The sequence below is a fragment of the Dermacoccus sp. Ellin185 genome, from assembly GCF_000152185.1.
Lineage (GTDB): Bacteria > Actinomycetota > Actinomycetes > Actinomycetales > Dermatophilaceae > Dermacoccus > Dermacoccus nishinomiyaensis.
In genome coordinates this window covers 133,133-144,593 of sequence record NZ_AEIQ01000088.1, presented here as the reverse complement: position 1 = coordinate 144,593, position 11,461 = coordinate 133,133, and the positions used below count along the sequence as shown (strand labels likewise).

12 protein-coding genes are annotated in these 11,461 nt (G+C 69.8%); 8 read left to right on the top strand and 4 right to left on the bottom strand.

Annotation, left to right across the window (positions count from 1 at the left end):
* The first annotated feature begins 78 nt into the window (after positions 1-78).
* Together HMPREF0321_RS14960 and HMPREF0321_RS16530 are read left to right on the top strand one after the other, a co-directional pair.
* Positions 79-261 carry a hypothetical protein gene (locus tag HMPREF0321_RS14960; protein WP_006946300.1) on the top strand — a complete coding sequence of 61 codons (183 nt, stop codon included), beginning with the start codon at positions 79-81 and terminating at the stop codon, positions 259-261.
* Between the two features lie 78 nt (positions 262-339).
* Positions 340-513 (top strand): hypothetical protein, encoded by a 174-nt coding sequence (locus HMPREF0321_RS16530; protein ID WP_006946187.1) that lies wholly within the window; start codon positions 340-342, stop codon positions 511-513.
* Between the two features lie 22 nt (positions 514-535).
* Here HMPREF0321_RS16530 and HMPREF0321_RS10065 read toward each other — a convergent pair whose 3' ends face one another.
* The 3 genes from HMPREF0321_RS10065 to HMPREF0321_RS10055 all read right to left on the bottom strand — a co-directional run bounded on the left by HMPREF0321_RS10065 (position 536) and on the right by HMPREF0321_RS10055 (position 3,241).
* Positions 536-1,084, bottom strand: a complete 549-nt coding sequence (locus tag HMPREF0321_RS10065) for a hypothetical protein (protein ID WP_040014814.1) — start codon at positions 1,082-1,084, stop codon at positions 536-538.
* Between the two features lie 222 nt (positions 1,085-1,306).
* Complete coding sequence (locus HMPREF0321_RS10060; protein ID WP_040014813.1) at positions 1,307-1,768, bottom strand: flavodoxin family protein; 462 nt, start codon at positions 1,766-1,768, stop codon at positions 1,307-1,309.
* Between the two features lie 186 nt (positions 1,769-1,954).
* Entirely contained in the window at positions 1,955-3,241 is a 1,287-nt protein-coding gene (locus HMPREF0321_RS10055; RefSeq protein ID WP_006946244.1) for an isochorismate synthase MenF, read from the bottom strand.
* 138 nt (positions 3,242-3,379) lie between these two features.
* Here HMPREF0321_RS10055 and HMPREF0321_RS10050 point away from each other — a divergent pair, with 138 nt between their 5' ends.
* From HMPREF0321_RS10050 to HMPREF0321_RS10025, 6 genes are all read left to right on the top strand, one after another.
* Positions 3,380-4,141 carry a demethylmenaquinone methyltransferase gene (locus HMPREF0321_RS10050; protein WP_050786552.1) on the top strand — a complete coding sequence of 254 codons (762 nt, stop codon included), beginning with the start codon at positions 3,380-3,382 and terminating at the stop codon, positions 4,139-4,141.
* Positions 4,138-5,460: a geranylgeranyl reductase family protein gene (locus HMPREF0321_RS10045; protein WP_006946095.1), complete on the top strand. Its 1,323-nt coding sequence runs from the start codon at positions 4,138-4,140 to the stop codon at positions 5,458-5,460. Before HMPREF0321_RS10050 ends, HMPREF0321_RS10045 begins: the two co-directional genes overlap by 4 nt.
* Positions 5,461-5,482: 22 nt before the next feature.
* Positions 5,483-6,511: a polyprenyl synthetase family protein gene (locus HMPREF0321_RS10040; RefSeq protein WP_006946199.1), complete on the top strand. Its 1,029-nt coding sequence runs from the start codon at positions 5,483-5,485 to the stop codon at positions 6,509-6,511.
* Positions 6,512-6,660: 149 nt separating this feature from the next.
* On the top strand, positions 6,661-7,257 hold the full coding sequence (locus HMPREF0321_RS10035) for a TetR/AcrR family transcriptional regulator (protein WP_006946129.1): 597 nt from the start codon (positions 6,661-6,663) through the stop codon (positions 7,255-7,257).
* Entirely contained in the window at positions 7,254-8,405 is a 1,152-nt protein-coding gene (locus HMPREF0321_RS10030; protein ID WP_006946226.1) for an alanine racemase, read from the top strand. The genes HMPREF0321_RS10035 and HMPREF0321_RS10030 overlap by 4 nt, the downstream gene beginning before the upstream one ends.
* A complete protein-coding gene (locus HMPREF0321_RS10025) occupies positions 8,398-9,699 on the top strand; it encodes a D-arabinono-1,4-lactone oxidase (protein ID WP_006946112.1) in 1,302 nt (433 codons plus the stop codon). Before HMPREF0321_RS10030 ends, HMPREF0321_RS10025 begins: the two co-directional genes overlap by 8 nt.
* 789 nt (positions 9,700-10,488) lie before the next feature.
* Here HMPREF0321_RS10025 and rarD read toward each other — a convergent pair.
* Positions 10,489-11,406: an EamA family transporter RarD gene (rarD, locus tag HMPREF0321_RS10020; RefSeq protein ID WP_006946240.1), complete on the bottom strand. Its 918-nt coding sequence runs from the start codon at positions 11,404-11,406 to the stop codon at positions 10,489-10,491.
* Positions 11,407-11,461 lie beyond the last annotated feature (55 nt).

Genomic DNA, 11,461 nt, shown 5'->3' with positions numbered 1-11,461 from the left:
AAGAGTGGCAGGAGGCGGCGCCCGCCCGGGGCGCCGCAGCCCACATGGTGGCGCGCCACACGATGAAGGAGAGACGACATGACGGTTGCGACCGACGCAGTGTTCGAGATGCCCGAGGACGGCGACAACGACGGTGAGCGTCTGAGCGAGCAGGACGCCTCCAACATCGACACCCCCGACGCCGGCGGCGAGGCCGACACGGTGAACGAGGACAACGTCCCGCACTCCGGCCTCGACGGTGACAAACTGCAGGAGAACTGATCGCGCTGCCCGGCCGCTCGCGAGGTTGCGGGCGCCCGGGCATGATGCGCGAGACGACGACACGAGGAGATGACGAGCATGGCACTGACCGACTTCATAGAGCAGCTCAAGGCGCGCCTGAGCGGCGCGTCCGACAGGACCGGAGAGACGGCTCAGAACGCAACCGACAAGGCTGGTTCGATCGACGAAGGTGACCCCACGCGCACCATCGTCAGCAACGACCCGGGAACGCCGACGGACCACGCCGTCTGAACCGCATCGTCTGAATCACGCCTCACGCGGGGGCCGAGCAGGCCCCGGTGAAGGTCACGTCGGCCTCGTCATGCACCACGTGCGTGGCGGGGCCGTTCGCCACTGTGATGTCGTAGCCGGTCAGGTGGGACGGGCGACCACTCGAGGTCACGCGAACCTCGATGATCGCCTGATGCCCGGGCAAGATTTCGTGTGGGTGCGCGACGGCGGGAAGTGACGCAAACCCGACGCTCATGGGCGTCTCGGGATCGAGGCTGCCTTCGGCAGGCCCCGCGTCGATGACGGCGAAATCGCGCACGTCGACACGCGACGATCCAGCGCTCGGCGTGATGGCGATGATTCGGGCCGTGTGCCGATCCGTGTTGGCGATGACACCGCTCGGGAAGGCTTTCGGTTCGGACGCGCCGCAGGCCCCGATCGCGAAGGCGACGTTGCCTCCATCGGTGCGGCGCACGTCCTTCGGCCCGCCGAAGGCCGCGACGAGGGCCAGGGCGGTACCCAACGCGACGACGATGGCCGTCCAGGTGCGCGCAGGCTTGGACTCGCCCTGTCGGGGACGGAACGCTGACATCGGTGGGGCCTCTCCGCGTCACCGCGCGGTGACTGCCGCCTCACCCTATGTGTTGCGCCGCCCACCGCGGGCGCTTCCGGGGCGATCGGGGCTGCCCTCTGGCGGGTGCCGGTTGTCGCGCGTCACGACCGAGTGGCCCGGCGCCGCGCCGGCATGGTCACGCGCTTGAATGCACCAGCCCATGTGAGTTCACCAGCCCAGCGCAGACGGCGAGGTGGATGCTCAGTCCAACAGGTGTGCCGCGACGGTGGCTCCGAACTCGCGGGCAGCGGCGAGGTCGTCATCACCCACGCCGCCGAGACGTTCGAAGGGCTCGGCGACGAGGCGCAGTTCGAGGCCCGTCGTGATGGCGTCGAGAGCGCGGCGCGCGCCCGTCGCGTCGCTGCGCCCGTGAACCCAGTAGCTGAACGGGCGCCTGCGGACGTGCCCCTGCAGCGCGCCGTACGTCGAGTCAAAACTGTGCTTGAGTGCGCCGGAGAGGTAGCCGAAGTTGACCGGTGTGCCGAACACATACGCATCGGCGTCGAGGTAGGCCCGCGGGTCGGTCGCCTCCAGCGCCTCGATCGCGACGACCTCGACGAGTCCGTCGAAGAACTCCGGGTCGCTCGCCCCCGCGATCACTGCATCGCGCAGGGACACCGTGGCCAGGGTCGGTGCGTGGCTGATGACGAGAAGACGCTTCATCTGATCGACGCTACCGCCCGGCCGCCGAGCGTGGAACCAGCCGTCCCGCGCGGAGCTGAAGTACCGCATGGCAGGGTTGTGGCGCTCAACTCGCACCGTGAGGGCTGAAAGTCGGCATGGCGCGATCGCAGCTCCGAACGCGCACAAGAACCGGAGCGACGTCGCCAAACCTGCCCTCCTCGCGCGTCAGTCGTCGCGCAACGCCTCGCGCATGGGTGAGAGCTTGGCGACGGATTCGGCGACCTCGCTCACCGGATCGGACCCGGCGACGATGCCGCACCCGGCGAACAGCCTGATGCGGCAGGGGTTCTCGATGTCGATCTGGCCGCTGCGCAGCGCGATGCCCCACTCGCCGTCGCCGGCGGCGTCGATCCAGCCGACGGGCCCGGCATAGCGTCCGCGGTCCATGTGTTCGAGCTCGTCGATGACGAGCGCCGCCTCGTTCGTCGGCGTCCCGCACACCGCAGCCGACGGGTGCAGCGACGCCGCGAGCGTCAGCGACGACGCACCCCCGGCGAGCGCGCCGGAGACGTCCGTGGCGAGGTGCAGCACGTTCGGCAGATTGAGGACGAACGGCGCGTCGGGCACGTTCATCGACGAACAGTGCGGCCGCAGCGCCGCCTCGACGGAGCGGACGGCATACTCGTGCTCCTCGAGGTCCTTCGAACTGCGCGCAAGGCTCGCGGCGAGCGCCAGATCCTGCTCCTCGCTGGAGGCGCCGGCCCCGGCGCGACGGATCGTCCCGGCGAGGACGCGTGAGGTGACGAGCCCCTTCTCCGAGCGCACGAGCAGCTCCGGCGTCGCGCCGACGAGACCATCGACGGCGAACGCCCACGTGTCGCGATAACGCGCCGCCAGACGCGTCAGCAGCCAGCGTGGGTCGATGTCGGCGTCCGCGACGTGGATCTCGTCACGCGCGAGCACGACCTTCCCGATGCGCCCCGTGCGGATCATCTCGATGGCGTCGCTCACGGCGCTGCGCCACTGCGCGGGCGTCAGCGCGCCGTCACGGGCCTCGACCCCCGTCGGTGCCAGCGCCGGCGTGACGTCGGGCAGGCGGTCGCTCGTGCGGTTGATCGTCGTGAGCCACGCTCGCCCGCCGCGGCGCCCGACGACCATCTCGGGCACGACGAGCGCCGAACCCTCGTCGGAGGAGTTGCGGAAACTGAACGAGCCGAACGCGACGAGTCCACTGCCGGGCAGGGCGACCTCGTCCTCGACGTCGGCTGCCGCGACGAGCGCATCCCACCACGACTCGGCGTCGGCGAATCGCTCGTCACCGCTCGTCGCGATCGACGCGGCGCGCCCCCACGCGACGAGACCCTCACCGCGGCGCACCCACGACATCACGTCCTCGGCCGGGCGGCCCGCCGGAACGAGCGAGACGAGATCGCCCGGGTCGGCGAGCTCCTGGGTGCGCACCCGCAGGTGCGGCGTGCGCGCGGCGTCGGCGGGCGATGGGGAAAGGCTCACGAGACACCAGCCTAACCCCGTGCCGCGGACGGCTCGGTGGCGCGAGGCGCCGCCGTCAGCGACGCGTGATGACGCCCCGCGCGCCTGCTCATTCAGGTGACCGCGAGGGCACGCGCGCGCGAGTGCGAGAATGGCCCCATGAATCGTGCTGGCCTGGACAAGCGACCCAGCGATGTCGCGCGCATGTTCGACGACGTCGCGGCGCGCTACGACATCATGAACGACCTGCTCTCCCTCGGCCAGGACCGTCGCTGGCGCAAGCAGGTGCTGACGGCGCTCGACCCCAAGCCGGGCGAGATCGTCCTCGACATCGCCGCAGGCACGGGCACCTCGTCGGAGCCCTTCGACGCCGCGGGCGCCCACGTCGTGCCCGCCGACTTCAGCCTCGGCATGCTGCGCGAGGGCAAGAAGCGCCGCGCCGACCTCGGATTCACCGCCGCCGACGCAACGAAGCTGCCGTTCGCCGATGCCTCGTTCGACGCCGTCACGATGAGCTTCGGCCTGCGCAACGTCGTCGACGTCACGGGCGCGCTCGCCGAGTTCGCGCGCGTGACGAAGCCCGGCGGGCGCCTGCTGATCTGCGAGTTCAGCCACCCGACGAACGGGCCGTTCCGCCGCGTCTACACCGAGTACCTCATGCAGGCGCTGCCGCCCGTCGCGCGCGCCGTCAGCTCGAACCCGGAGAGCTACGTCTACCTCGCCGAGTCGATCCAGAGCTGGCCCGCGCAGCGTGAGCTCGCCGAGCAGATCAAGACGGCAGGCTGGGCCGACGTCGAGTGGCGCAACCTCACCGGCGGCATCGTCGCGCTGCACCGCGCGGTCAAGCCCGCGGCGAAGAATGCGCCGAAGAACCAGCAGTCGAAGAACCAGCAGGCGAAGAAGAAGGGCGGCGCGGCGTGAGCGACGCCGTCAGCACCAGCCCCCAGGCAGCCACCGAGAGCGCCGACGTCATCGTCGTCGGTGCCGGCCCGGGTGGTTCGACGGTGGCCGCGTACCTCGCGCAGGCCGGCCTCGACGTCCTGCTGCTCGAGAAGACCCGTTTCCCGCGCGAGAAGGTGTGTGGTGACGGGTTGACGCCGCGCGCCGTCAAGGAGATCGACGCGCTCGGCATCCCAACGCCCGAGAGCGAGGGGTGGATCCGCAACAAGGGGCTGCGCCTCGTCGGGCGTGGCATGCGTCTGCAGGTCGACTGGCCCGACGAGGGAGCCTTCCCCGCCTACGGTCTCGTGCGCACGCGCCAGGACTTCGACGACATCCTCGCCCAGCACGCCGTCGCCCAGGGCGCGCGGTTGCTGCAGGGCGTCAACGTCACGGCGCCCATCGTCGAGAACGGCCGCGTTGCCGGCGTCGAGGCGAAGCTCCTCGGCGGGGACGGGCGTGCCACCGGCGAGAAGGCGACGTACCGTGCCCCGCTCGTCGTCGCCTGCGACGGCAACTCGAGCCGCCTGGCGCTCGCCGTCGGCCGCGAGAAGCGCGAGGACCGGCCGATGGGCGTCGCCGTCCGCGCCTATTACACGAGCCCGCGCACGCACGACGACTACCTCGAGAGCTGGCTCGAACTACCGTCGACGAACGAGCGCGGCGAGAAGATCCTGCTGCCCGGCTACGGGTGGATCTTCGGCGTCGGGGACGGCACGAGCAACGTCGGCCTCGGCATCCTCAACACCTCGAAGGCGTTCGGCAAGACCGACTACCGCGAGGTCATGCGCCGCTGGGTCGCGACGATGCCGCCCGAGTGGACGTTCGGCGACGCGACGATGGTCGGCGACATCCGCGGAGCGGCGCTGCCGATGGGCTTCAACCGCACCCCGCACTACGCCGACGGCCTCATGCTCGTCGGCGACTCCGGCGGCATGGTCAATCCGTTCAACGGTGAGGGCATCGCGTACGCGATGGAGGCCGCGCGCCTCGGTTCGAGCGTCGTCGCGGACGCGTTCGGCGCCGCGAAGAACGGCGGCGACGTCGCCCGCGAACGCATCCTCGCCACCTACCCCGACGTCATGAAGCAGGCCCTCGGCGGCTACTTCACGCTCGGTCGCCACTTCGCCACGATGATCGGTAATCCGCAGATCATGAAGCTCGCCGTCACGTACGGTTTGCCGCGCGAGGACCTGATGAAGATCATCGTCAAGGTGATGGCGAACCTCGCCGACCCGGGCGGTAAGAGCGCCACCGATCGCCTGTACACCGTGCTGACCCGCCTCGCGCCCAACGCGTGAACGGCCCAGGAAGAGTTGAACCATGAGTGCTGAATCCGCGCGCACCTCGAGCGCCCAGTCGGTCGCGTCCGCGATCGTCCCGGACGCCTCGGCGGAGCTGAGCGACCGCCTCGTCGACGGGTTGGAGCGCGTCAACGCACGCCTCGACGTCGTCGTCGACCACGACAGCCCGCTCGTGCGTGAGGCCAGCCACCACCTCGTGGACGCCGGCGGCAAGCGTTTCCGCCCGATGCTGACGTTGCTCACCTCGATGCTCGGCACCGGCATCAGCGACGAGGTCGTCGACGCGGCGGCCGGCGTCGAGCTGACGCACCTCGCCTCGCTGTACCACGACGACGTCATGGACGAGGCCGACATCCGCCGCGGTGTGCCGAGCGCCAACGCGGTGTACGGCAACTCGACGGCCATCCTCATCGGCGACCTGCTCTTCGGCAAGGCATCCGAACTCATCGCCCACCTCGGCCCGGAGGCCGTCATCCTGCAGGCCCGGACGTTCGTGCGCCTGTGCGCCGGCCAGATCGAGGACGAGCGTCAGACACCCGACGGCGCCGACCCGATGGAGTACTACCTCAAGGTGCTCGCCGACAAGACGGGCGTCCTCATCGCCGCCGCCGCGCAGTACGGGGCGATGTTCTCCGGCTGCGACGAGCGCACCGTCGAGGTGCTGGGCCGCTACGGCGAGCTCGTCGGGCTCGTCTTCCAGCTGAGCGACGACATCCTCGACATCGCGAGCGAGGCCGAGACGTCCGGCAAGACCCCGGGCACCGACCTGCGTGAGGGCGTCGCGACGCTGCCGACGTTCTACGTCAACGCCTCGAGCGACCCCGCCGACGCGCGCCTGAAGGCACTGCTCGCGAGGCCACTGACGGACGACGCCGAGCACGCCGAGGCCCTCGAGCTGCTGCGCGCGCACCCCGCCATGGAGCAGGCCCGCGCGCACACGCTGACGACAGCGCGCAAAGCCGCCGCTCTCATCGACGAACTCGGCGAGGGCGAGGTGCAGGACGCGCTCAAGGAGGTTCCGCTGAGCGTCGCGACGCGTTCGGCGTGACGGGCGCCGGTGCGGGGAGAGTTGAGACCACGTGCTGACACCGCGCTCCGTCCCGAGGCGTGAACGCCGGGTGTTCAGCAAGTGACCATCTGGGTGTCGAATGTGGTGCAAGACACATGTCCAGTTCAGGGGGCGTTAGAGTCGCAGTTATGCCTCGGCTAGACATCGAAACGCGACGCGCGCAACTCATCCAGGCGGCCGTCGCGATCGCCCTGCGGGACGGTCTGGACAACACGACCGTCCGCCGTATCGCGACGGAGGCGGGCGTCTCGCTCGGCACCGTCCACTACTGCTTCGACAGCAAGAAAGCGCTGCTCGAAGCCATGGTCGAGTCGATCGCGACTCGCGACATCGAGGCGGCGTCACTGCCGTTGCCGGACGACGTCTCGCCCGTCGACGCCATCCGCGCCGCGTTCCGCTACTACTGGTCGATCAGTGGTGCGCAGGCGGACCGGCAGCGACTCGTCTACGAACTCGTCGCCTACCTCGTGCGTCAGGAAGACTCGGGCCCCGAGCTCGCGCGCGGCATCTTCGCCACGAACTACGCGATCGTCCACGACTTCGTCGAGACCTTCCAGACACGCTGGTCGAACGACCTCGGCATCCCGACCGAGGTCGTCCAGCGCATGGTCATCGCCATGACGGACGGCGTCGCCCTCGCCTGGCTCGCCGACGGTGATGACGACAAGGCGCTCGCCGTCCTCGACGCCTTCGCCGGCCTGTTCGCCGACCGAGTGTCCGCGTGAGCGTCTTCGACACACCGTTGAGGCCGATCAGGGCGCCGACGGCCGTCCTCGACCGCGCGGCGTTCACGCGCAACCTGACGGCGCTACGCGACGTCGCGACCCCCGTGCCGCTGCGCATCGCGACGAAGTCGATCCGCGTGCGCGCGCTCATCGAGGAGGCGTTGCGCCACGACGGCGTCAGCGGTCTGCTCGCCTATTCGGTCGCCGAGGCGCGGTGGCTCGTGTCTCACGGGCTACGTGATGTGCTCGTCGCCTACCCGAGCGCCGACGTCGTCGCGATGCGCGCCATCGCCGACGACGAGGAGGCACGCGCCACCGTCACGCTCATGGTCGACTCGCCCGAGCACGTCGCGATGATCGCGCGCGTCGCCACGCAGGCGGGGGTCGTGCTGCGCGTGGCCATCGACGTCGACATGACGTTCAAGGTCGGTCCGTTCACCGCCGGAGCGCACCGGTCCGACGTGCGTACGCCCGAGGACGCCGTCAGCCTCGCGCAGTGCATCGAGCGGACGCCGGGCGTCGAGCTCGTCGGCTGCATGTTCTACGAGGCGCAGATCGCCGGCGTGCCCGATTCGACGCCCGGTCACCGCCTCATGAAGTGGGCGTCGATGCGCGAGATCGAGGGCCGCCGACGCGCCGTCGTCGACGCGCTGCAGGCGTACTCCGACCTCGAGATCATCAACGGAGGCGGCACGGGATCGGCGCACATCAGCGGGCGTGACGGCGTGCTCGGCGACATCGCCGTCGGCTCCGGTCTGTTCGCGCCGCGTCTGTTCGACGGCTACCGCGCGCTACGCACCGAACCGGCCTGCTGGTTCGTCTCACCCGTCGTGCGCAAACCCGACCCGCAGACCGCCGTCACGTATTCGGGCGGCTACATCGGCTCCGGGCCGCCGTCACGCTCGCGGGTGCCGGTGCCCGTGCATCCGCGCGGGCTCAAGTACTACGGCCAGCTGGGCGCGGGGGAGGTGCAGTCGCCGCTGCACGGAGCGTCCGCGCGCGGGTTGAGCATCGGCGACCACGTGTGGTTCCGCCACTCCAAGGCGGGGGAGATGTGCGAGCGGTTCGACTCGATCCTCGTCGTCGAGAACGGCGCCCTCGTCGACGAGGTCGCGACCTATCGGGGAGAAGGGCAGAACTTTGGCTGAGTGGAGCAACTGGGCCGGCAACGTGACGGCGACGCCGCGCGAGGTCGTCACGCCGCGATCACGCGACGAGGTGGTTGCGCTCGTGCGGCGCGCCGCGGCGTCGGGCGGGCGTGTCAAACCGGTCGGTGCAGGGCACTCGTTCACGGCGATCGCCGAGCCCGTCGACGTCCAGGTGCGTCTCGATGCGCTGAGCGGCATCGTCGTCGACGAGGCGACGAACCGAGTGCGCATCAAGGCGGGGACGCACCTGTACGACCTCGTCGAGCGGCTCGCCGAACACGGGCTCGCGCTGCCCAACATGGGCGACATCGACCGTCAGACGATCGCGGGGGCGGTCTCGACGTCGACGCACGGCACAGGGCTCGGCTGGACCGGGTTCGGCGGCGCCGTCGTCGGCGGCGAGATGGTGACGGGCACCGGCGAGGTTCTGCGCTGGAGCGACGGCGGGGAGAACGCCGACCTCGTGCCGGCCCTCGCCGTCACGCTCGGGGCGCTCGGGGTGATCACCGAGGTCGAGATGCAGTGCGTGCCGGCGTTCACGCTGGCCGCGACGGAGGGCCCGTCGACGATGACGGCGGAGTTCGCCGGCCTCGACGCGACGCTCGCCGAGATCGACCACTACGAGTTCTACTGGTTTCCGCACACCGACAAGGTGATGACGAAACGCAACGTCCGCAGGGGCGGTGACGCGGCGGTGAATCCGCTGCCGCGCTGGAAGGGACGACTCGAGGATCAGTTCCTGTCGAACACCGTCTTCGGGTGGCTCAACGAGCTCGCGGTGCGACGGCCGTCGCTCGTGCCGCGCCTCAACGACATCTCCGCCTCGACGCTGTCCGCGCGCGAGTTCTCGGATCGCTCGCACGCCGTGTACGCCTCACCGCGAACGGTTCGGTTCCGCGAATCGGAGATGGCCGTGCCGCTCGAGGCCGCAGAGCCGATCCTGCGGGAGATGCAGCGGTGGGTGGAGCGCACCGCCGAACCCGTCGCGTTCCCCGTCGAGGTGCGCTGGGCTGCCGGTGACGATCGCTGGATGTCGACGGCCAACGAGCGTGACAGCTGCTACATCGCCATCCACCAATACGTGAAGGCCGACCACCGCGCCTACTTCGCGCACTTCTGGGACGTCGCCCGCGAACTCGGCGCGCGCCCTCACTGGGGCAAGATGCACGACTACGACGCCGACTACCTGCGCTCGGTCTACCCGCGTTTCGACGACTTCGTCGCCCTGCGCGATCGTCTCGACCCGCAGCGGGTGTTCGCCAACCCGTATCTGGAACAGGTGCTCGGGGCCTGACGGCTGGGCGCACGGGGCCGAGCCGGGCCGAACACGAGCGAAATCGGTGGGATCGAGCGCTGCAGTGCTTGATCCCACCGATTCGCTCGATCGTGGTTGGTTGTCCACAGGGCGACGTCGTTCGCCCAGCACGCCGTGCCCTCGATGGGCGACAGTGTGAGAGTGAATCCGCCACCCGAGCTGCTGCGGCAGCGAATGCAGCACGGACCCCATCATCTGCACGTGAGTGAACTCGCCACCCATGGGCTGACGCATGACCACGTCCGACGCTGGGTCCGTGACGGTTGGCTCGAATCGCTCGGCAACGGCAGCTATCACATCGTGACGCCGCCGACGTCCGAGAATCCGGCGGTGTGGCGCCGCGAATTGGCGCGACGCCGTGTTGCCGCCACGCTCACGGCACTGCCAGACGTGCTTGCCCTCTATGACCGTCGCAAGGGGGGTGAGCATGGCGCGCGTCGTCGTCGATCTCGCGGACGCCCGGGTCGAGTCGCCGGGGGAGAGCCGGCTGCGCTGGTTGTGCCACACCTACGGGATCGCCTTGGAGCCGCAACACCCGATTCGCGACGAGACGGGCGGCGTCTTCGCCCGGGCTGATCTCCGGGTTGCAGTACTCGTGTCCTCATCGAGTTCGACGGGCTCGGCAAGTACGACAGCCCGCGCGCCCTGCAGGCCGAGAAGCTGCGTCACCTGCGTCTTGAGCGTCTTGGCTTCATCGTCGTGCGGTTGACGTGGCATGACCTCGCTGACCCGGCGCGCGTCGGCGCCATGATCCGAGTGGCTGCGTGTTCAGGCGGCGGCTGCGACGCGTCGGGCGCGGCGGCTGCGGGTGGCGTGCTGCAGCGAGTCGAGCGTCAGGGCGACGAGGGCGAGCCACACGAGGCCGAAGCCGACCCAGCGTCCGGCACTGATGTGCTCGCCGAGTACGAGCACGCCGCACAGCAACTGCATGATCGGCGTCATGAACTGCAGCAGCCCGATCGTCGTCAGCGGGATGCGACGGGCAGCGGCGGCGAACAGCAGCAGCGGGATGGCCGTCGCGACGCCGCTAAAGGCGAGCAGAACGCTGTGCGAGACGCCGTGCCCGCTCCACGTCAGATCCTTCGACGGCAGCACGAACAGCAGCAGCGCGGCGGCCAACGGCGCGAGGACGACGGTCTCCGCTGTCAGCCCTTCGAGGGCGCTGAGGTGGCCGCCGATGCGCTTCTTCATGAGGCCGTATGCGGCGAACGACAGCGCGAGGGAGATGGAGATCCACGGCGGGCTGCCGTAGTCGATCGCGAGGTAGACGCACGCGACGACACCGATCGCGACGGCGAGCCACTGCAGACGCCGCAGCTTCTCACCAAGCACGAGGACGCCGAGCATCACCGTCACGAGAGGGTTGAGGAAGTACCCGAGCGCGGCCTCGGTGACGTGGCCGCTCGTCACGGCGACGACGTAGATCGTCCAGTTCGCGGCGATGAGGAGCGCCGCGATCGTGATGGCGCCGAGCCTGCGCGCGTCCCTGAACAACCCGCCCAGGAAGCCCAGATTGCGGGTGATCGCCAGCAGGACGAGACACAGCAGCAGCGTCCACAGGATGCGATGGCTGAGGATCTCCCACGCGCCCGCCGGTTCGAGGGCATGGAAGTACAGCGGAAACAGACCCCACGCCAGGTAGGCGAGGAAGCCGTAGATCGTGCCTTGGCGCTGCTCGTCAGCCACGCTTCTCCATCGGTCGTCGGGCCGGGTGATCCCGGCGGGGCAGGTGACACCGGTC

Bases quoted from the DNA above. Each gene is read 5' to 3' on its own strand.
- HMPREF0321_RS14960 (WP_006946300.1), top strand. From the start codon at position 79: ATGACGGTTGCGACCGACGCAGTGTTCGAGATGCCCGAGGACGGCGAC.
- HMPREF0321_RS16530 (WP_006946187.1), top strand. From the start codon at position 340: ATGGCACTGACCGACTTCATAGAGCAGCTCAAGGCGCGCCTGAGCGGC.
- HMPREF0321_RS10065 (WP_040014814.1), bottom strand. From the start codon at position 1,084: ATGTCAGCGTTCCGTCCCCGACAGGGCGAGTCCAAGCCTGCGCGCACC.
- HMPREF0321_RS10060 (WP_040014813.1), bottom strand. From the start codon at position 1,768: ATGAAGCGTCTTCTCGTCATCAGCCACGCACCGACCCTGGCCACGGTG.
- HMPREF0321_RS10050 (WP_050786552.1), top strand. From the start codon at position 3,380: ATGAATCGTGCTGGCCTGGACAAGCGACCCAGCGATGTCGCGCGCATG.
- HMPREF0321_RS10040 (WP_006946199.1), top strand. From the start codon at position 5,483: ATGAGTGCTGAATCCGCGCGCACCTCGAGCGCCCAGTCGGTCGCGTCC.
- HMPREF0321_RS10035 (WP_006946129.1), top strand. From the start codon at position 6,661: ATGCCTCGGCTAGACATCGAAACGCGACGCGCGCAACTCATCCAGGCG.